The sequence below is a fragment of the Facklamia lactis genome (assembly GCF_015863205.1).
GTDB classification, from domain to species: domain Bacteria; phylum Bacillota; class Bacilli; order Lactobacillales; family Aerococcaceae; genus Facklamia; species Facklamia lactis.
In genome coordinates this window covers 451,381-472,534 of sequence record NZ_JACBXQ010000001.1, presented here as the reverse complement: position 1 = coordinate 472,534, position 21,154 = coordinate 451,381, and the positions used below count along the sequence as shown (strand labels likewise).

At 40.3% G+C, this 21,154-nt stretch carries 21 protein-coding genes; all 21 read left to right on the top strand.

Annotated elements, in window-relative coordinates; genetic code table 11:
• Nucleotides 1-14 precede the first annotated feature (14 nt).
• The 21 genes from prfA (at nt 15) to HZY91_RS02055 (ending at nt 21,076) form a co-directional block, all read left to right on the top strand.
• The gene (gene prfA, locus HZY91_RS02155; protein ID WP_197114233.1) at nt 15-1,094 is read left to right on the top strand and encodes a peptide chain release factor 1; all 1,080 of its coding nucleotides are present in this window, start codon (nt 15-17) and stop codon (nt 1,092-1,094) included.
• The gene (prmC, locus tag HZY91_RS02150) at nt 1,078-1,956 is read left to right on the top strand and encodes a peptide chain release factor N(5)-glutamine methyltransferase (RefSeq protein WP_197114231.1); all 879 of its coding nucleotides are present in this window, start codon (nt 1,078-1,080) and stop codon (nt 1,954-1,956) included. Before prfA ends, prmC begins: the two co-directional genes overlap by 17 nt.
• A 1-nt stretch (nt 1,957) precedes the next feature.
• Nucleotides 1,958-2,980 carry an L-threonylcarbamoyladenylate synthase gene (locus tag HZY91_RS02145; RefSeq protein WP_197114229.1) on the top strand — a complete coding sequence of 341 codons (1,023 nt, stop codon included), beginning with the start codon at nt 1,958-1,960 and terminating at the stop codon, nt 2,978-2,980.
• 50 nt (nt 2,981-3,030) lie between these two features.
• Nucleotides 3,031-4,260, top strand: a complete 1,230-nt coding sequence (gene glyA, locus HZY91_RS02140) for a serine hydroxymethyltransferase (RefSeq protein ID WP_197114227.1) — start codon at nt 3,031-3,033, stop codon at nt 4,258-4,260.
• 27 nt (nt 4,261-4,287) lie between these two features.
• The gene (gene upp / locus HZY91_RS02135; RefSeq protein WP_197114225.1) at nt 4,288-4,926 is read left to right on the top strand and encodes a uracil phosphoribosyltransferase; all 639 of its coding nucleotides are present in this window, start codon (nt 4,288-4,290) and stop codon (nt 4,924-4,926) included.
• A gap of 80 nt (nt 4,927-5,006) precedes the next feature.
• Complete coding sequence (locus HZY91_RS02130) at nt 5,007-6,248, top strand: hydroxymethylglutaryl-CoA reductase, degradative (RefSeq protein ID WP_197114223.1); 1,242 nt, start codon at nt 5,007-5,009, stop codon at nt 6,246-6,248.
• Between the two features lie 42 nt (nt 6,249-6,290).
• A complete protein-coding gene (locus HZY91_RS02125; protein ID WP_197114221.1) occupies nt 6,291-7,493 on the top strand; it encodes a hydroxymethylglutaryl-CoA synthase in 1,203 nt (400 codons plus the stop codon).
• Between the two features lie 186 nt (nt 7,494-7,679).
• Nucleotides 7,680-7,913 carry a DUF1146 family protein gene (locus tag HZY91_RS02120; protein ID WP_197114219.1) on the top strand — a complete coding sequence of 78 codons (234 nt, stop codon included), beginning with the start codon at nt 7,680-7,682 and terminating at the stop codon, nt 7,911-7,913.
• A gap of 64 nt (nt 7,914-7,977) precedes the next feature.
• A complete protein-coding gene (gene murA / locus HZY91_RS02115; RefSeq protein WP_197114217.1) occupies nt 7,978-9,288 on the top strand; it encodes a UDP-N-acetylglucosamine 1-carboxyvinyltransferase in 1,311 nt (436 codons plus the stop codon).
• Between the two features lie 24 nt (nt 9,289-9,312).
• Complete coding sequence (locus HZY91_RS02110) at nt 9,313-10,380, top strand: rod shape-determining protein (RefSeq protein ID WP_197114215.1); 1,068 nt, start codon at nt 9,313-9,315, stop codon at nt 10,378-10,380.
• A gap of 16 nt (nt 10,381-10,396) precedes the next feature.
• Entirely contained in the window at nt 10,397-10,597 is a 201-nt protein-coding gene (locus HZY91_RS02105) for a DNA-directed RNA polymerase subunit beta (protein WP_197114213.1), read from the top strand.
• 114 nt (nt 10,598-10,711) lie between these two features.
• Entirely contained in the window at nt 10,712-11,092 is a 381-nt protein-coding gene (locus HZY91_RS02100) for a hypothetical protein (RefSeq protein WP_197114211.1), read from the top strand.
• A gap of 182 nt (nt 11,093-11,274) precedes the next feature.
• Nucleotides 11,275-11,706: a division/cell wall cluster transcriptional repressor MraZ gene (gene mraZ / locus HZY91_RS02095; RefSeq protein WP_197114209.1), complete on the top strand. Its 432-nt coding sequence runs from the start codon at nt 11,275-11,277 to the stop codon at nt 11,704-11,706.
• 24 nt (nt 11,707-11,730) lie between these two features.
• The gene (rsmH, locus tag HZY91_RS02090; protein ID WP_218957717.1) at nt 11,731-12,681 is read left to right on the top strand and encodes a 16S rRNA (cytosine(1402)-N(4))-methyltransferase RsmH; all 951 of its coding nucleotides are present in this window, start codon (nt 11,731-11,733) and stop codon (nt 12,679-12,681) included.
• A gap of 18 nt (nt 12,682-12,699) precedes the next feature.
• Nucleotides 12,700-13,143 carry a hypothetical protein gene (locus tag HZY91_RS02085; RefSeq protein ID WP_197114207.1) on the top strand — a complete coding sequence of 148 codons (444 nt, stop codon included), beginning with the start codon at nt 12,700-12,702 and terminating at the stop codon, nt 13,141-13,143.
• Nucleotides 13,140-14,858, top strand: coding sequence for a peptidoglycan D,D-transpeptidase FtsI family protein (locus HZY91_RS02080; protein ID WP_235991428.1), 1,719 nt, complete (start codon nt 13,140-13,142; stop codon nt 14,856-14,858). Before HZY91_RS02085 ends, HZY91_RS02080 begins: the two co-directional genes overlap by 4 nt.
• A gap of 12 nt (nt 14,859-14,870) precedes the next feature.
• Nucleotides 14,871-16,391 (top strand): UDP-N-acetylmuramoyl-L-alanyl-D-glutamate--2,6-diaminopimelate ligase, encoded by a 1,521-nt coding sequence (locus tag HZY91_RS02075; RefSeq protein ID WP_197114205.1) that lies wholly within the window; start codon nt 14,871-14,873, stop codon nt 16,389-16,391.
• A 4-nt stretch (nt 16,392-16,395) separates the two neighbouring features.
• Nucleotides 16,396-17,343 (top strand): phospho-N-acetylmuramoyl-pentapeptide-transferase, encoded by a 948-nt coding sequence (mraY, locus tag HZY91_RS02070; protein WP_197114566.1) that lies wholly within the window; start codon nt 16,396-16,398, stop codon nt 17,341-17,343.
• A 36-nt stretch (nt 17,344-17,379) separates the two neighbouring features.
• Nucleotides 17,380-18,738 carry a UDP-N-acetylmuramoyl-L-alanine--D-glutamate ligase gene (gene murD, locus HZY91_RS02065; RefSeq protein WP_235991430.1) on the top strand — a complete coding sequence of 453 codons (1,359 nt, stop codon included), beginning with the start codon at nt 17,380-17,382 and terminating at the stop codon, nt 18,736-18,738.
• 9 nt (nt 18,739-18,747) lie between these two features.
• Nucleotides 18,748-19,866: an undecaprenyldiphospho-muramoylpentapeptide beta-N-acetylglucosaminyltransferase gene (murG, locus tag HZY91_RS02060; protein ID WP_197114201.1), complete on the top strand. Its 1,119-nt coding sequence runs from the start codon at nt 18,748-18,750 to the stop codon at nt 19,864-19,866.
• 34 nt (nt 19,867-19,900) lie between these two features.
• On the top strand, nt 19,901-21,076 hold the full coding sequence (locus tag HZY91_RS02055; RefSeq protein WP_197114199.1) for a cell division protein FtsQ/DivIB: 1,176 nt from the start codon (nt 19,901-19,903) through the stop codon (nt 21,074-21,076).
• The last annotated feature ends 78 nt before the right edge of the window (nt 21,077-21,154 follow it).

Genomic DNA, 21,154 nt, shown 5'->3' with positions numbered 1-21,154 from the left:
TAGAGGAGATATGTATGTTTGAACAGTTAGATCATTTAATATTTCGTTTTGATGAAGTCATTGAATTAATGAGTGACCCAGAAGTTATTTCGGATTCCAACCGTTTGCGTGAATTATCGATTGAAGAGTCCGATTTACGACCAAAAGTAGAGAAGATCAAGCGTTATAAGCAAGTTGTAAGTGAAATAGAGGACACAGAAGAACTATTGGCTGAAAATCTTGATCCTGAAATGGCAGACCTAGCTAAAATTGAATTAGGCGATTTGAAATCTGAGAGAGAAAGTTTGGAAGATGAGATCAAATTGATGATGATTCCTGAAGATCCAAATGATGGTAAGAATATTATCATGGAAATTCGGGGAGCTGCAGGGGGCGATGAGGCTCAATTGTTTGCTGGCGATCTTCTAAATATGTATACCCGTTATGCTGAATCTCAAGGTTGGAAGGTTGAGGTAATGACCGCCAATATTACAGGTATTGGGGGTTACAAAGAAGTGACCATTATGATTACGGGACAGAAGGTTTATTCCAAATTGAAATTTGAGAATGGGGCACACCGTGTTCAACGCGTCCCTGAGACGGAGTCACAAGGTCGGGTTCATACTTCAACGGCTACGGTTGTCGTGATGCCAGAACAAGAAGAGCTTGATTTCGATTTAGATGAGAATGATATTCGTGTGGATATTTACCATGCTTCTGGAGCAGGGGGACAACATGTTAATAAGACCGCTTCGGCAGTCCGAATGACTCATGAACCTACAGGAATTGTGGTAGCGATGCAAGATGAGCGTTCCCAGTTAAAAAACCGTGAGAAAGCAATGAAAGTTTTGAGGACACGTGTTTATGATGCCTTGCAATCAGAGAAGCAAGAAGCTTTTGACTCTGAGCGTAAACTAGCAGTTGGAACAGGGGATCGTTCTGAACGGATTAGAACTTATAATTATCCGCAAAATCGAGTGACGGATCATCGGATTGGTTTAACGATTCAGCAATTAGATTCGATTATGCAAGGGAATATTCATGAGATCGTGGATGCTCTGGTATTATATGATCAAACGCAAAAATTGGAGGAGTTAAATGGCTCTCAAGGATAGGACAAATATCACTTTAAATGAAGCGCTTAGAGAGGCTTCATTTTTTTTGAATCAACATGATTGGGATGGCGATTTGGCTCGAAATTATTGGATGTACTTATTTGATTGGGATCTGACACAATTGGTTAGTCAGCTACACCAAATTCAGGATGAAGAACGAATTCAACGCTATCAGGATGCTCTTTTGCGTTTAATTAATCATGAGCCTATTCAGTATATTTCAGGTTATGCTTATTTTATGGGAGACCGTTATCAGGTGACGCCTGCCACTTTGATCCCACGTGAAGAAACCCAAGGTCTAGTTGAAAGGGCCTTGAAGGTTCTTGAAGATGGGGAAGCCTCTCAGAGAGTATTAGACATTGGAACGGGAACCGGCATTATTGCCATTGAATTGAAGAAAGCATTTCCTGAAATGGAAATATGGGCTTCTGATCTAAGTACTGAAGCTTTGCAAGTAGCGAAGGCGAATGCCGAAGCCCGTCACTTGGAAATTCGTTTTATTCAATCAGATCTTTTTCAAGAATTGGATCCAGAAAAGCAGTTTGATGTGATTGTTTCAAATCCACCCTATATTGGGGAAGAAGAATTAGATGTTATGGATATGAGTGTGAAGAAGTATGAACCGTCTATGGCTCTCTTTGCTGAACAGGATGGGCTTGCGATTTATCGGGGGATTGCTCAGGCATTACCTCAGTATTTAGCGGTGGACGGACAAGCCTTATTTGAGATTGGATATCGTCAAGGGTCCGCTTTGATTGAGCTATTTCAAAAGGCTTTACCTCAAGCAAAAATTTGGGTCGAACAAGATTATTTGGGTAAAGATCGTTATCTATGTGTCGACAGACGAAAGGAGTGGAAATAGAATGGAAACTATTATTTTTAATCGTGACGGAATTGATCGAGCTGCTCAATTGCTACAAGAGGGTGAGCTGGTCGCTTTTCCTACAGAAACGGTATATGGTTTAGGAGCTAGAGCCGATCAAGCAAGCGCTGTCGCAAAGGTTTTTGAAGCGAAGGGACGGCCAAGTGATAATCCCTTGATCGTTCATATTGCAGATCGCCAGCAGTTAGAGGAACTGGTGGAGGAAGTATCAGACCTAGCAATCCAATTAATGGATCACTTTTGGCCTGGGCCTTTGACGATTATTTTTCCTCTTAAGTCGGGTGCAGTTGCAGATAATGTGACAGGAGGGAAAACGACGGTCGCGATCCGTATGCCAAACAATGCATTGGCATTAGAGCTTATTCGGAAGACTCATTTGCCTTTAGTGGGACCTTCTGCTAATCTCTCGACGAAACCTTCGCCCACGAGTGTGGAGCATATCCTAGCTGATTTCAAGGGGTTGATTGCGGGTGTTTTGGCGGCTGAGACGGATTTGACAGAGATTGGGGTTGAATCAACTGTTGTTTATCCTCATGATGGACAAGTTGATATCTTGCGACCTGGGATGATTACGAAATCGATGATTGAAGAGTTAGGAATTTCAGCAAATTATCTATCTGAGGCGACGCAGTTGAGTCATTTAGAGGTTGCCTCGCCAGGAGTGAAATATTCTCATTATAGTCCTAAGCAACCTGTGGTCTATGTAGCATCTCCTTGGACAGTTCAAGAATGGCAAGAACATATTGGTGAAGTATCAGATAAAATTGGCCTTTTAGCAGGAGAAGATTTAGTGGAAAACTTATCTTCGCTGCCTCAAGTAGTGGCAACTTATTCTTGGGGAGAGGCGGAGGATATTCGGAATGCAACCAGAAACCTGTATGCCGGTCTGCGCTATTTGGAGCGAACTAATTGCGATAAAATCTATGTACAAGGATTAGAAAATAGTGAAAAAGCAAGCGCTTTTATAAATAGGGTTACGAAAGCGTCTTCAATTGTGCTATAATAACCATGCAACTTAGGTTGTATATAAAATATATTGTGGAGGTTATTTAGATGACAGAAATAAATGCAGAAGTTTTTGACTTGATTGAGAAGGAACGTCAACGCCAGACACATGGTATCGAGTTGATTGCTTCTGAAAACTTTGTTTCAGAGGACGTAATGAAAGTTCAAGGATCTGTTCTGACGAATAAATATGCAGAAGGTTATCCTGGTAAACGTTATTATGGTGGATGCGAATTTGTAGATGTATTGGAACAATTAGCCATTGATCGTGCCAAAGAATTATTTGGAGCGAAATATGTAAATGTTCAGCCGCATTCTGGCTCAAGTGCTAACTTAGCGGTTTACCGTGCTTTCTTAGAACCTGGTGATAAGGTATTAGGAATGGATCTTTCACAAGGGGGACACTTAACTCATGGATCTCCAGTCAACTTCTCAGGGCAATCTTACGATATGTATGCTTATGGAGTTGATCCAGAAACAGAACAAATCGACTATGATGCACTAGAAAAAACAGCGCGTGAAGTAAAACCAAAAATGATTATTGCTGGAGCGAGTGCTTATTCACGGATCATTGATTTTGAAAGAATTAGCAAAATCGCTCAAGAAGTTGGAGCAATTCTAATGGTAGATATGGCGCATATTGCTGGATTAGTAGCAGCTGGTTTACATCCAAATCCAATGCCATATGCAGACGTCGTAACCACTACTACACATAAGACTTTACGTGGTCCTCGTGGCGGAATGATCTTGACAGCTAAGGAAGAATATGCTAAAAAGTTAAATAGTGCCATTTTCCCTGGTATTCAAGGTGGTCCTTTAGAACATGTAATTGCTGCTAAAGCAGTTGCTTTTGGTGAAGCGCTTCAACCTGAATTCAAGGAATATGCAGCACAAGTGATTAAGAATGCACAAGCAATGGCTGATGTCTTTAATGAGAGTGATTTACGCGTGATTTCTGGTGGTACAGATAATCATGTCATGTTATTAGACTTATCTAAACTTGATATTTCTGGTAAATGGGCACAAGAGCGCTTAGAAGAAGTGGCAATCACCGTGAATAAGAATTCTATTCCAAATGATCAACGTTCATTTGTGGAAACATCTGGTATTCGTGTAGGTTCTCCAGCGATTACTTCACGCGGTATCAAGGAAGACCAAGCACGTGAAATTGCAGAAATTCTTGTTAAGGCACTACTGGCTGATGAATCAGAATTACCAGCTCTTCGTCAACAAGCAGAAGCCATTGTAGCAGACAAACCACTTAATGCTTATCACTAAAACTTAAGACTATTAGGAGGAAAAATAATGGCAAAATTGACGGTTGTAGACCACCCACTGATCCAGCATAAGTTAACAATTATTCGTGATAAAGATACCTCTACTAAGGTGTTTCGTGAAGTAACGAATGAAATTGCGATGTTAATGGCTTACGAAATCACACGTGATTTACCTTTAGAAGAAGTGGAAATTGAAACACCTCTCGTGAAAACGAGCCAAAAACAAATTGCCGGTAAGAAAATGGCGATTGTGCCGATTTTACGTGCCGGTTTAGGAATGGTTGACGGGATTACGAGTTTAGTACCTGCAGCGCGTGTGGGACATATTGGTTTATACCGTGAGCATGAGACATTAGAAATTGTGGAATATTTTGCAAAATTACCTCTTGATATTAGTGAAAGACAAGTTTTTGTTGTGGATCCAATGTTAGCGACGGGAGGGTCTGCTATTTCAGCTCTTACCCAGTTAACAGAAAAATATGGTGTAGATGTGAATCATATCACTTTTGTCTGCCTAGTTGCAGCACCTGAAGGGGTTAAAGCCTTACAAGAAGCTTTTCCAACTGTCGATATTTTTACAGCAGCTCTGGATGAACGTTTAGATGAGAATGGCTATATCCTACCAGGACTTGGTGATGCAGGAGACCGTATTTTTGGAACAAAATAGATGGATTTAGTAATAACATTGACCTACACATGGAAGTCGTTAAGACTTACCATGTGTAGTTTGCTTTAAGGAGGATCAGAATGAATTTTTCTAAGTTTTACCGTCGAACGCTTGAGGAGAGAAGGCAGATTCTATCAGACTTTCAAGCTAAGGATTTTCAGCCACCAATTTTGAGGGATGATCTTGCTAATCAGATGATCGAAAACTTTGTTTTCACCTATGATCTGCCTTTAGGCTTGGCCATGAATTTCCTTATTAATCAGCGTGAATATGTTGTTCCAATGGTAGTTGAAGAACCCAGTGTGGTTGCTGCTGCTTCGAATGGGGCTAAGTTTTTAGGGGATATTCAGGCGGAAATGGAACAAAAACAGCTGGAAGGTCAGATTATCTTGACGGGATTGAGGCATCAACAAGCCCAATTGTTACTTGATCAACATCAGGAGAAATGGATGGACATTGCCAGACAGGCATCTCAGAGTATGGTAAAGCGTGGAGGAGGTCCTCGTGGTATCCGCTTAGCAGAATTCTTAGGAGCGACTACGTCTTATTGTTCTTATTATATTGCTTTCGACCCCTGTGATGCGATGGGGGCTAACGCCTTGAATACGGTTTTGGAAGCCTTGAGTCCGGTCATCGAAGCGGATAGTCAAGGTCAAGTTTTGATGGCGATTTTATCTAATTATAGTCCCGATTCTCTCGTTAAGGTCAGAGCGGAAATGCCCATTTCTCGATTAGATTTATCGAATAAAAAAGCGGCGAAAATTGCTGATGCCATAACCCGGGCCAGCGAATATGCCCATTTAGATCCTTATCGAGCGGTGACTCATAATAAAGGAATTATGAATGGGGTGGATGCTGTTTTGCTCGCAACGGGGAATGATTGGCGAGCGGTAGAGGCGGGTCTGCATGCTTATGCGAGTAGAGAGGGATCTTATCAAGCGCTGAGTCAATGGACTCTATCAGAGGACCCACAACATTTAATTGGAGAAATGGTTTTACCGCTTCAAGTCGCAACAGTAGGAGGGACCCTGGGAATGCATCCAGGAGCTCAGTGGTCTTTAGAACTTTTGGGAGATCCAACCGGTAAGGAATTAGCAGAGATCATAGGAGCTGTCGGTTTGGCTCAGAATTTCTCTGCACTCAAAGCTTTGGTGACGGATGGCATTCAAAAAGGTCATATGGCTCTGCAAGCGCGCTCTTTGGCCATTCAAGTCGGAGCACGTTCTGAAGAAGTTGAGACTTTGGTCCAATTACTTCGACAGAAAAAAACATATAATCGAGATGTTGCAATAGAATTACTAGACAAAATCCGTCATTCATAAGATAATAGCATTTACGTTAAAGAAAGTTTCTGGGAGGTAAGAATGGAACAATTAGTTGGAATAGATCGTATTAATTTATATATTCCTCCTCAATATATTGAGATGGAGGAGCTAGCCAAAGCGAGAGGGGTAGATCCTGCAAAATTTACAATCGGAATTGGCCAAAATCAGATGGCTGTAACAGATGCCATGCAAGATATTGTGGTATTAGCGATTAATGCAGCAGCTCCCATTGTGAAAGATCAAGACCGTGAATTGATTGACCAGGTGATTGTCGCCACCGAATCGGCTTTTGATTATTCTAAGGCAGCTTCGACTTATGTTCATGAAGCGTTAAAGATTAATCCTTTTGCCAAATCGTATGAAGTAAAAGAGGCCTGTTATGCTGGAACAGCTGCTCTCCAGTCTGCAGCGGATTATGTGCGTTTGCGACCAGATCGTAAAGTTTTAGTGATTATGACGGATATTGCGCGTTATGGTCTAAATACAGGCGGAGAATCGACTCAAGGGGCTGGAGCAATTGCTATGTTAATTACAGCCAATCCGGCTATCTTAGCGATTGAGCAGGAAAGCATTGGTTTTACGAATAATCAGTTTGATTTTTGGCGTCCTCAATATGCAGATTATCCTATGGTAGAGGGACGATTTTCAACCCAATTATACAATCAAACCTTTATTGAGGTGATGGAAGAGGCTTCTCGTCGCTTGCCCGAAAGTGTAGGGTCTATAGAAGCTCTGGCCTTTCATTTACCTTTTACTAAGATGGGACGTAAGGCGATTAAGGCATATCGAGACCACTTAGTTGACAAAGAAGGTTCTCAAGTGATTCTATCTAAACTGGATCAATGGGAAGAACATTATGATGCGGGAACCATTTTTAGTCGTCATGTGGGAAATATCTATACAGGGTCCCTCTATCTGTGTCTCCTTTCGCTCTTGATTAACGATCGTAACTTATCAGCAGGAGATCATGTTGGTTTGTTCTCATATGGGTCAGGTGCAGTCGCGGAATTATTATTTGGTCAACTTCAACCAGGTTATCAAGATGCTATTGAAATTCGTGCCCTCCAGGATCTTTTTGGTGATCGTCAAAAATTGTCAATTCAAGAATATGAAGAAATCTATCAAGAAAAGCTAACACAATCAGATGAGAAGGTAGAGTATCCTGTGACCGTAGAAGCCGGACGCTTTTATTTAGCAGAAATTGATCACCATCGACGTTACTATCGTCAGGCGCCTCAATAAAAACTTGTCAATGATTTGTAAAAAAATCATTTAAATGTAATTGGACTGTTATAAAATCGTTTAAGTGTTGATAGATGACAAAGTGTCAAAGAAATATGACGCTTTGTCATCTGTTTTTTTGATATAATGATTTTACTTCATTTTTTTTTATGCTATGATGTAATAGAACTAGAAAGGTTGGATAGAATGCTAGCAATCGTAAATGGTATGGCAGTACTAATGATTCACATTCTATTTGTAACTGTTGCCTATTTTACTTTGTCAAAGGTCAATTGGCGCAAGTTTTTACATCCCAATCATCAAACGATGGACCGGATGCTTTGTCTCATTCTAAGCATTAGTGTGGGATATATGACTAGTTCATTCTTTATTACAATCATTGAAATTTTGCAACAAATTTTGTATGCAATCTTTCTCTAATCAAAGTGTGTCAGTTGACCGTCCGCTCCAAAACGGTTAACTCAAAAAGGGGATTAATTTAATAATGGAAGAGATAATTGTACAAGGTGGCAGCCGTTTGGAGGGTACAGTTCGTGTTGAGGGTGCAAAGAATGCTGTATTACCCATTCTAGCAGCTTCTATTTTAGCTTCTGAAGGTCAAACACATCTAAGTAATGTTCCAGTTTTATCTGATGTGTTTACAATGAATGAGCTTTTAACGAATATTAAGGTCACCACAAATTTTAATGAATTAACGAATGAAATGACATTGGATGCTAGCGGAAAAGTCTTAACGATGGCAGATTATGATTTTGTTAGTAAAATGCGTGCCTCAATTGTCGTAATGGGGCCTATGTTAGCTCGTTATGGCCATGCACGAGTAGCGATGCCTGGTGGATGTGCGATTGGAACACGTCCCATTGATTTACATTTAAAAGGCTTTAAGGCGCTTGGAGCTGAGATTACAACGACAGCGGGTTATGTTGAGGCAACAGCCGACCGTTTAGTGGGAACTGAAATTTACTTAGATTTCCCAAGTGTGGGAGCAACTGAAAATATTATGATGGCTGCTGTGATGGCAGAAGGAGTTACCATCCTTGAGAACGTTGCTCGTGAACCAGAGATTGTGGATCTAGCTGACTTCTTAAATGCAATGGGAGCAAAAATCTCAGGAGCAGGATCTGAAACGATTCGTATTGAAGGAGTCGATAAATTAATTGGAGTGACTTATTCCATTATTCCTGACCGAATTGAAGCTGGAACTTTTATGGTGGCTGCTGCTGTTACACAAGGTGACGTCGTGATTGAAGGAGCGATTGCTAAGCATAACAAGCCATTGATTAATAAGTTACAGGAAATGGGGACTATCTTTGAAATTTATGAAGATTCTGTCCGAGTGATAGGCCCTAGTCGTTTAAAGGCAACAGATATTAAGACAATGCCATATCCTGGATTCCCAACGGATATGCAAGCCCAAATGTCGATTGCGCAGTTGTTGGCAGATGGAGATTCCGCTTTAAATGAAACAGTTTTTGAGAATCGCTTCATGCATTTCGAAGAGTTACGTCGTATGAGTGCGCAATTTAAGATTGAGCGTCAAACGGTGGTGATGTACGGCCCTTCGGATTTGAGTGGTGCACAGGTGAAGGCTACTGACCTTCGAGCTGCTGCAGCCTTGATCATCGCAGGTCTTTGTGCCAAAGGATTGACGCGTGTGTCTGAACTGAAATATCTTGATCGTGGTTACTATCAGTTCCATGATAAATTGGCAGGTCTCGGTGCAAATATTGAACGGGTGAACATTCAACCGATTAAACCGCCTAAGCAAACAGCTCAAACAGCTGTATATGCTTAATTCCTAATAAAGGAACGGATCAACATGAGCAGAGATATCGGAATTGATTTAGGTACTGCGAATGTCTTAATCCATCTAAAAGGGCGGGGGATTATCTTTAATGAACCTGCAGTTGTTGCTGTTGACGCTAGAAGTCAAGAAGTAATCTCAGTTGGTCGTGAAGCTTATGAGATGCGAGGAAGAACGCCAGAATCGATTGAAGTTGTTCAACCCCTAAAAGGGGGAGTGATTTCTGATTATGACTTAACCGAAGCAATGTTGGTTTTGTTCTTTAAGCGTTTAAACATTCATCGAGGTTTACGGCGATTGAACGTTTTGATTTCAACGCCTACCAATATCAGTGAGATTGAACAGTTATCACTTTATGAGGCTGTTCAGAAAGTCTCGTCAGGCAGAGTTTTTATAGAACCCGAACCCTTGGTAGCTGCTGTGGGATCTGGTCTGGATGTGTTAGGTCCAGCTGGAAGCATGGTAGTTGATATCGGTGGAGGGACAACAGATATAGCGATTATGGCGAATGGAGAAATTCTGTTTGCCGATTCTATTAAGATCGCTGGTGATGATTTTGATGAGTCGATTGTCCAATATTTTAAGGATCATTATCAGTTACTCATTGGGATTCAATCAGCTGAAAAAGTTAAAAAGGCAGTTGCTTCGGCGATTAAGCAAGATCCCGCTCAGGCTAAAAATACGGAAGTAAAGGGTCGGGACCTTGTAACGGGTCTTCCCAAAGCTATAAATGTAAATTCCAATGACTTGCATGATGCTTTGGATGAGCAGATTAATCAAATTTCACGAGCCATACGTCGTGTGTTAGAACAAGCGCCACCTGAAATTACAGCAGATGTATATGATCGTGGTATTGTATTAACAGGTGGAGGTGCCTTGATTCAAGATTTGGATCAGATGTTGAGTGAATATTTGAAGGTGACCGTTGTGCCCGCTGATCAACCGATGAGTGCTGTAGCGATTGGAACGGGAATCATGTTAGAATGGATTACCAGTGGCAAATTAGACCGAACCCCACCGTCCAAGAAGCAGAAACGTCGCCGTTTTTGGACTAAATTTTGGCGTCGAATCTGGGGGAGTTAGATAGGAGTAGGAAGATATGACAGATACTGATTATTTAGAGTATCCCTTATTGAAGCAAATTTTGAAAAGTATAGGTAAGTTTATTCTTTTTTTAGTTTGTTTTATTCTCTTATTTATTTTAGGGCTTTTTATTGGATATGCTGTAATGGGTGGAGGACATTTTTGGGAAGTACTCAATCGTGACACTTGGATGCATATTTTTGATTTCTTGAAATAATTTACTTGAACCTGAACCACTTACATTTGTGAGTGGTTTTTTATTAGGTTCTATGTGCATTTCAGCATGAATTTGGTACACTATAAGTATTCTAAATGAGAGGAGGCAAGAATCATGCCAAGTGCCAATTTAACTTTTGCAGAAGTAGTAATGTATGGGATTGCCATCCTGATGGTTATCGTCATCAATCGCTATTTCCGATCTTATTTAAAATATTTTGAACATTGGCCCTTAAACTTGGCGATCATTTTGCTTCCTACTTGTCTGGTGCTGATTTATAATTTGGGTTGGATTATTTATGGACTAAACATTTTGCCTGTTATCATTCTTTTAACAGCTTTTGTGCTTGGTTTACAACTTTATTATTATATTCGGCAGGTTGAGGTTTTTTATTTTCAAGCTTATTATTTACCAGCATCGGAACTAGTTTTTATGATTTTTTCTACGTTTTTGGTGGGCTTATTGATGCTAAGAATTTGGTTATTGTTTAAATAGGGAAAATCCCCCATCTATCTCCCACTTTTATTTTGGAGTCTAAATCATTGATAGAATCGTTTTTTTGAAGCTATTGCCTTTTGGCAATAGCTTCTTTTTTATTGAAAATAGGTAAAAAAGTGGTGAAAAGTGGGAGAATGTGGTAATATAAACTTAACTTAGGAAAGGAGTGTGATTGTGTCGTGCTTATTGGTGAATATCAACATAATATAGACACTAAAGGCCGCTTAATCATGCCCGCTAAGTTTCGTCCTGATCTGGGTCAGCAATTTATTGTGACGCGAGGTTTGGATGGTTGTTTGTTTGGATACCCTAAGGAATCTTGGGAAAAAATTGAAGAGAAATTAAAACAGTTACCTTTAGCAAAAAAAGACGCTCGTAAGTTTACTCGTTTCTTCTATTCAGCTGCCACTGAGGTTGAAATTGATAAACAAGGGCGCATAAATTTACCTAAAAATCTTCTAGAGTTTGCAAAGATCGATAAGGAATGTCGTGTGATTGGCGTATCAGACCGGATCGAGATTTGGAGCAGCGAACTTTGGGATGATTTTGCAGACGATGCGGAAGAGAATTTTGAAGATATAGCAGAAGATATGATAGATTTTGGATTTTAGTGATCGCTTATCGGGGGTGAGTAAATGGTGTTTGAACATGAAACAGTTTTGTTGCGTGAAACGATTGAGGGACTCGATATTAATCCTAATGGGAAGTATGTAGATTGTACGTTGGGGGGAGCTGGACATGCTCGCTATTTACTGACCCAATTAGCACCTTTTGGTCATTTGTATGCTTTTGATCAAGATCAGTATGCAATTGAGAACGCTCAGAAAGTGCTTAAAGAAGCGCATGATGCAGGACAAGTAACCTTTATACAAGAGAATTTTCGTAATCTGGGACAAGCCTTAACAGAAGAAAATGTGAAATATGTAGATGGCATTTACTATGATTTAGGAGTGTCTTCTCCTCAACTGGATATTGCAGAGAGGGGTTTTTCTTATCAACAAGAAGCACGACTCGATATGCGGATGGACCAAAGACAGCAACTTGATGCTTACCAGGTTGTAAATCAATGGTCGTATGAGGATTTAGTCCGCATTATTTTTCGTTATGGTGAAGAGAAGTTTGCCAAGAGAATTGCTAGAAATATTGAGCAAAATCGCGAGAAAGCTCCAATTGAGACAACGACTCAGTTAGCAGAGATAGTGAAAGAAGCGATTCCAGCTGCCACTCGTCGAACGGGTGGACATCCTGCTAAAAGGACTTTTCAAGCAATTCGCATTGCAGTAAATGATGAATTAGGTGCTTTAGAAGAATCGCTTGAAGCGGGGTTGAAGCGATTAAAAGTAGGAGGCAGGATGGCAGTCATTACTTTCCATTCTTTAGAAGATCGGTTAGTGAAACAAATCTTTAAGCAAGTTTCGAGTTTGCCAGACTTACCTCCTAATTTACCGATTATCTCCAATGAACGTGCAGAGTATCAATTGGTCAATCGTAAGCCGATTATGGCTAGCGAAGAGGAATTAGAGCACAATAATCGTGCGCGATCAGCAAAGTTAAGAATTATCGAAAGACAGACAATTAAGGATTAGTGAAAGTGAGGGAGACAGTTGAACCAGAAACAGCAGTCCTACCAATCGCAATATTTTGAAAAATCAAGCTATCAGGGAAGAGTTTACGCTGATGAGGATGCCTATGATGGTTCGGCTGCTCGAGAGCTTTATCAGCCGCTTCCGAATCAGAAGATTTATGAAGAGCCGCAGATAGAAGCTCCTCGTCGTGCCTTATTTGGTAAAGGAGAAAAAATGTTGCTTGCAGGCTTTGGCTTGTTAATCTTAAGCTTGGTATTTGTTAATTTGTTTTTTCAATGGCAAAAACATCAAATGACGGTTTCTTTAAACGAATTTCAAGAAGCCCAGTCTGAATTAACTCAGGAATCAGATATCATGTTAAATGAAATCGCACAAAATTATGATTATGAACAAATCAAAGAAGTAGCAGAAGCAAATGGAATGGTACAAGATCGGAATCGGGTGAAGGATATCGCTCAATGATGAAAGATAAAAAAGAACAACAACGAATCGAATATTCAGTGCAAAATTTATTAGCCCTCTCAATTATTGTCATTATTATTGGAATTGTATTGGTGCTTCGTTTTGGTCAGTTAAGTCTCTTAAAAACCGTTAACAAAGTCGATTTAAGTAATTATCAGCATGAAATACCTGAAAATAGAAGTAGTATCGCTGAAGCAAGAAGGGGAAATATTTATGACCAGCACGGTCAGCCTATTGCCATGGATACTACTTCTTATTCTATGTATGCTGTTTTAGGGGGAGACTGGGCAGAAGGGGAAGTGGTTCAAGATATTGAACAAACGGCTACCGTGTTAGCCCGGTATATTGATCTATCTGAAGAGGAAATCCGAAAGCTTCTGTCTACAGAGGGGAGCGATCAGGTTGAATTTGGTCCAGCAGGATCACAATTAACTCCCAAGGTGAAGGAACAAATTGAAGCTGAAGGGTTGATAGGTATTCAGTTCAAAGGATCCACCCATCGGTATTATATTAATGATTATTTTGCGTCGCATTTAGTAGGATATGTCCAAGAAGTAAAGCGTGAATCAATTCTCCAACCAGCCTTTAAAGGAGAACTGGGAGTCGAGGCTACTTTTGATGACGTATTGTCAGGGACAAAAGACTTTGGTGAAAAAAAGAATCAGAAACAAGCCAGTCAAGGACAAGATATCTATTTGACCTTGGATACGCGCATTCAGAATATTCTTGAAGATGCGATGGAGAAAGTCAATCAGACTTATCAACCCAAAAATCTAGGGGCTTATTTGGTGGATGTCAAAACTGGTAAATTGATCGCAGCAGGTCAACGTCCTTCCTTTAACCTCAATACGCGGGAAGGTATTGATGATTTATGGTCGAACCTATTAGTAGAAACGGCCAATGAACCTGGCTCTACGATCAAAATCTTAACAATGGCATCGGCAGTAGAGCGCCAGGTGTTTGAACCAGGCGAGAAATTCATGTCTGGTAAAGTTGAGGTTTACGATCAGTTGGTAAGAGACTATAATTTATACGGTTGGGGAGAAATTACATTTGAAGAAGGCCTTGCCCGTTCAAGTAATGTGGGGATGGTTGAACTCGTCAATCGAATTGGTGATCAGGAATGGGTTCAACAATTAGAGAAATTTGGTTTTGGTCAGTCGACTAACAGCCTTTTAGCAAATGAAACAAGTGGATCACTTGATTTCTCGAACCCGGTATCACGAATTATGTCTGGCTTTGGTCAAGGATTTTCAGCGACGCCTATACAGTTGTTACAGGCCTTTACGACAATTGGTAATCATGGTGAAATGCTCAAAGTTCAATACATTGATCAGATAGGCAAGGGAGAGAATTCCTATCAAGTTCAAAGTATGGGGCAAGTCATTGATCCTAAAGCAGCTGATTATGTTTTGGATATTATGGTGGATACTGTCCATGAGCCTTATGGAACGGCTCAATCATTTAAATCGAATCAAGTCACAGTTGCAGCCAAAACAGGAACGGCTCAAATCGCGAATCCGGATGGTGCCGGTTATTTAACAGGAGAAAATGATTACTACCATTCAGTGGTGGCTTATTTTCCTGCAGAAGATCCACAATATTTATTTTATTTATTTTTGAAACAACCAACAGAGAATCATGGTAAAATAGGTTCGCAGATGATTGCTGAAATGTTCCATCCCGTGGTGGATGCAGTTATGATCAATCAATAGGAAGGTGAAGAAATGTTAGCGAAAGACTTAGTTGCCCCTCTCATTAATTATCAACTTAAGGGTGCCCCACTGGGGGATAAGGATATTACAGCGCTTAGTAATGATACGCGAAAAATTGAAAATGGGGGGGCTTTTATTGCGATTCGTGGCCAACGGTTTGATGGTCATTCTGCAATAGATGACTTATTGAAGTCAGATCTTAATCTTTTAGTAGTGGAGGAAGTGACAGAAGAACAGAGCCAGACGGCAAAAGAATTAGGAAAGTCAATCCTTCTTGTGGAATCAACTCATCGTGCTCAAGCGATCTTGGCTCATCAATTTTACCAGCAAGCTTCTAGTCAACTTGATTTAGTAGCGGTGACCGGTACAAATGGTAAGACAACTACTACGACCATGATTAGTGAGATTTTAGAAGAACTTGGACATCGAACAGGTTTGATTGGAACTATTCATTATAAGGTAGGAGAGGAAATTCTTCCGGCTGTCAATACGACACCCGATGCCCTGACTATGCACCGCTTATATGCTGATATGTTAGCAGCAGGCTGTCAAGATGCTGTGATTGAGGCCTCTTCGCATGCTCTTGCTTTAGGGCGACTCTGGTATTCTGATGTTGATTGTGCGATTTTTACTAATTTAACGCGGGAACATTTAGATTTCCATAAAACGATGGATCAATATGCCTACGCCAAAAGTCTTTTATTTGCTCAACTTGGTCAGTCCTTCCATGAAGGAAAAGCCAAGTTAGCGATTATTAATGAAGATGATGTTTATGCGGATATTATGATTCAGGCGAGTGGGGCGGCGCTTGCCACTTATAGCCTCATTAATCCACAAGCAACGCTCTATGCAAAAGATATTGATCATTTAGAATCTTCTCTAGCTTTCACCTTATCTTATCAGGAGGAAGAGTACCGAGTTGAAATTCCGATGCTTGGAACCTATAATGTAAAAAATTACATGGCAGCCTTTCTGTGTTTAACGCTCTATTATGGCTATTCACCGGAAGAAGTCATTGAAGCAACACGCAGTTTTCAAGGGGTTGCAGGCCGGATGCAAATTATTGATGAGGGTCAAGATTTTACCGCAGTGGTTGATTTTGCCCACACGCCGGATGCTTTACGGAGTGTTCTAACAGAATTGCGTCAAGGCAACCAGGGGCGCCTATTGGCCTTGTTTGGTCATTCCGGAGGTAATCGGGACAGTGCAGCCCGACCAGAATTAGGTGATATTCTCTTTGAATTAGCGGATGAAATTATTTTCACGGCAGATAATCCTCGTCATGAGCCCGTTGAGAAGATTGTAAATGAGATGGTCAGACACCACCAGGAGAAAAAATACAGCTTAGTAGAAGATCGACAGGCTGCTATTGAATTTGCCTTGAATCAGGCGCAAGCGGGAGATACCATTTTATTTGCTGGTAAAGGTGGCGAACTCTATCAAGTTTTAGGAGATGAGTATGTGCCTTATGATGAATTGGCAGTGGTTCGACAGGCACTGCAAAAGCTAAGGAGGGTAAGTCATGGAAGATAATTATATGGAATTGTTTTTAGCTTTTATCGGTTCATCAGTGCTCACCTTAATTTTAGTGCCGTTTTTTATTCAAGTCTTTATCAAAAAGAAAATTGGGCAGACCACTCGAGAAGAGGGACCAAGTTGGCATCAAGTGAAGACAGGAACTCCTACAATGGGGGGGACAGTTTTTGTTACAGTGAGTATTTTGGTGGTTCTATTAGCTGCTTTTCTCTTTAATTTAGTCGATGGAGCAGTTCTGACTATTGCTGCCACTTTAGCCTTATTTGGTGGGATTGGTTTTGTAGATGATTTTATTTCAGTCTTTCGTAAACAGAATGAAGGACTTACGGCCAAACAGAAGTTTTTAATTCAATTAATCTTTTCAGGAATAGCGGTATGGATCGGTTATCAATTTGGGCATTATTTTTCATTGCCTTTCTTTGTATGGGAGATTCAAAATATTCTTCTTGTGATTCTTTTCGCCTTCTTCTGGATTACTGGCTTTTCAAATGCGGTGAATTTAACTGATGGCCTAGACGGTCTAGCGACAGGGTTGAATATTATTGCTTATGGAGCGTATTTTATGATGGCTGTTCAACAAGAAGCAAAGGGCATTGCCTTAGCTTGTCTGGTAATCGTGGGTTCCCTCTTGGCCTTCTTGGTCTATAATCGGAAGCCAGCCAAAATCTTTATGGGGGATGTGGGGTCCCTTGCTTTAGGTGCTGGATTAGCGATTATTTCGATTCTACTGCATCATCCTTGGTCTCTTTTGGTGATTGGTTTAGTTTTTGTGGTGGAGACGGCGAGTGTGATTTTGCAAGTAACTTCCTTTAAAACAACTGGTAAGCGGATCTTTAAGATGAGTCCTATTCATCACCATTTTGAAATGAGTGGTTGGTCAGAAGAAAAAGTGGTAACCATTTTTTGGTTAGTAGGAATGCTTGCCAGCCTTGTCTATTTCATTCTATAATAGAGGATGTATGTAATAGATAGAGGAGCTAAAAGAATGACAAATCGATATCAAAATCAAAATGTTTTAGTATTGGGGTACGCTCTCACAGGGAAGAGTGTTGTCGATTACTTATTAAGAGAAAATGCGAATATTACGTTAAACGACCGAGGGGATCTTTCGCAAGACCCGTCGGTTGATTTACTATTAAAAGCAGGGGTTAAGGTGGTAGATGGGGGTCATCCAATTGAACTCTTGGAAGGCATTGATATGGTTGTTAAAAGCCCTGTTATTCCATATTCCATCGAAATAATTCAAGAAGCCATCCATCAAAAGATTCCCGTATATACGGATGTGGAGCTAGCTTACTTGCATAGCCAAGCTCCGATTATTGGGATTACAGGTTCGAATGGAAAAACCACTACCACTAGTTTAATTCAAGAGATATTAAACAAGGGAATTGAGGGACAAGCTTTTCTAGCTGGAAACATTGGAATTCCAAGCTTAGAAGTCGCTCAAATGGCGAGTGAAAATGATCGAATTGTAATGGAATTATCTAGTTTCCAATTAATGGGGATTGAAAACTTCCGACCCAAAATTGCGGTGTTTACAAATATTTACTCAGCTCATTTAGACTTTCATGGGTCGCGGGAGGAATATGTTCGAGCCAAGTTACAGTTGATAAAAAATTTAACTGCTGAAGACTACCTAGTTTATAATGCTGATCAGGAGGAATTAGTGGAGCTTCTAGCTGATTCACCCGCTATTAAATGTCCTTTTAGTCGGAAAGAATACCTTGAAAAGGGAGCTTGCTTAGCAAACCAAGGCCTCTACTATGATGGTGAACGAATTTTAGAGCAATCGTCGATTGCTATGCCAGGGGACCATAATATTGAGAATGTTTTAGCTGCTATGGCAGTTGCTAAGATTGAAGGAGTCGCTAACGATGACATTGAGCAAGTGGTGAGTCAATATCATGGCATGCCCCACCGAATTCAATATTTTGCGACTTATCAGGGAGTAAAATATTATAATGATTCTAAGGCGACGAATACAACGGCTACCATTACTGCGTTAAAAAGCTTTGAACAGGATCTAATCTATATTGGGGGTGGATTAGATCGTGGGAATGATTTTAAAGATTTAATCCCTTATTTGAAAACAGTGAAAGCAGCTTATCTATATGGTGAATCCAAAGAGAAGATGGCTCATGATTTTCAAGCAGCAGGTGTTCCCCGCATCGAAACAGTAGAAAATTTAGCAGAAGCCAGTCGGCGTGCGATCGAAATGAGTCAACCAGGACAGGTTGTTCTTTTCTCACCGGCTTGTGCTTCCTGGGATCAATATCAAAATTATGAAGTACGTGGACAAGAATTTATGGATCAAGTTCACGATTACTGCCGAGGGCTGGAATAGGAGGCCGTTATGAAGGAAATAAAAAGAATTATCCTATCAGGAGGAGGAACTGGAGGACATATCTATCCTGCTTTAGCCCTTTATCGAGCGCTAAAAGCTTCCTATCCTGATGTCGAGTGTTTATATATTGGGACAGAGCGTGGCTTAGAATCTACGATTGTGCCACGCCAAGGAATTCCTTTCCAAGCGATAGAAATTTCAGGGATTAAACGTTCTTTGACATTAGAAAATTTAAAAGTAGCGTGGCAAATGTTAACGGCTACTCGAAATGCCAAAAAATTAATTCGGGAGTTTGAACCCGATTTAGTATTAGGGACTGGGGGTTATGTTTGTGGACCTGTTCTTTTGGCAGCTTCTCAACTTAAGATTCCAACGATTATTCATGAGCAAAATTCTGTAGCGGGTATTACAAATAAATTTTTAGCACGGTCGGTAGATCGGATTGCCACTTGTTTTGAAGAAGTAAAGGATGATTTTGGAAAATTTTCAGATAAGGTTGTCCTGACAGGAAATCCTCGTGGACAAGAAGTGTTACAAACAGAAGCTTCTGGGAGTATCTTGTCAGAACAATTTGACTTAGATGATCAGCTAGCGACGGTTTTAATTTTTGGTGGATCGCGAGGAGCACCTGCCATTAATCAAGCTGGTTTAGAGGGGCTAACGCATTGGCAGGAACAAGACTATCAGATCATTTTGGCAACGGGTCAAAGTCATTATGATGATTTGGACAAAAAGTTGTTAGAACGTTATAATACTAGTTCCAATATTCGAATCGTTCCTTATATTGAGAACATGCCTGCAGTGTTTCAGTCCATTGATTTAGTAATGTGTCGATCAGGAGCAACAACTCTGACGGAGTTAACCGCTCTCGGATTACCAAGTATTTTAATTCCAAGCCCATATGTTACGAATAATCATCAAGAACAGAATGCGATGGCCTTGGTTCAAAGAGGGGCAGCTGAAATGATTCGGGAGTCTGAATTAAATGCTAATCTTCTCATTGAGAAAATCGAAGCTTTAATTCACGATCCAGCCAGTCTCGAGAGAATGCGTCAACAAGCTCAACAGATGGGGATAACGGATGCTTCACAACGTCTGATCCAGATGATGGAAGAATTAATTAATTAATGAAGAACATCTTGTAAAGAGAAGGGGGGAGAAAATGGCTAATTATCGTTTAGATGATCACTTGAGTCAACAGTACCGAACTAATCAACAGACAATTTCTGAACGGGATTCTCAGCCAGTCTCTGCTCCACTAGGTAATTACCGTATTGATAAGGGGGGACGTCTGGTTCTTCCGCCAAATCAGTTGTTAGAAGGTGATGAAAGCTTTGCGAGTCATTCGCGTAAAGTTTATCATCTTGATGACTATACACAAGCGAATGTTCAAGCTCCGATTCGCGGAGACCATCCTTTTTATGAGCATGACCGGAGTCTTCATCCAGCTCGTTCTTCAAATTATCGAATGGACTATGCGAATGATTATCAACTTTCTGATTATCCATCTGAAGAAGGTCAACCATGGCCCAATCATCTTCAAAATCATGTCCATCGTTGGACAAAGATGCATCGAAAACGTTCGTTTACAGCAGGGCTGCCTAAGGGGAAATGGAAGCTGCTATTTATTTATTTATTAATTTATAGTGCGATGGTTTGGGCCGGATGGCAAATTATGCCTTTTAATAAAGTCAATCAATTGGCGATTGTTGGGAATCGTTATCTATCCCCTGAAGCGATTTTACAAGGGATCAATATTTATCCGATGGACCGTGTAGAGGATGTTTTAGAGGAACGAAAGGCGATTGAAGATCATATTCTGGCTAATAATCCTTTAATAGAAGATGTCACGATTAGTCGTGAGCAGTGGAGTGCTTTGACTTTTACGATTGTGGAACATCAAGTCGTTGCACGTTACCAAAATGAAAATGGAACGTACGCCCTTTTAAGTAATGGGAGCTTCTCTGAAGGTGAGAGCAATTTAGAACAATTGGATCCAGAACGATTAGATACTTTACCAGTGGTGAAGGGTCAGTATCAGGAAGAAAAACTAGCCAAATTAGCAGAAAGTTTAAAACAAATTGATGATAATATTCTGAAAGAAATGGAGACCATTTATCCTGCGAAAGATCCAAGTAAGACAGGGCATATTCTGGTTCAAATGAAAGATGGAAACCAGATTCAAGCGGTTATTGCAACATTTGCTCAAAAGGTTAACTATTATCCTAATATTGTCAAACAATTAGAGGGAAGAAAAGGTATTATAGATATAGAAGTGGGAGCATATTTCACTCCTTATGAAGAAAATACTGATTCTGTTAAGCTTGATAATAATTAAGACAAGTACAGATTACGAAATGATAACAGAGACATTTTTTAATTTCCAAGAAAATTTCTTTGTGCTAATATTAGTGTA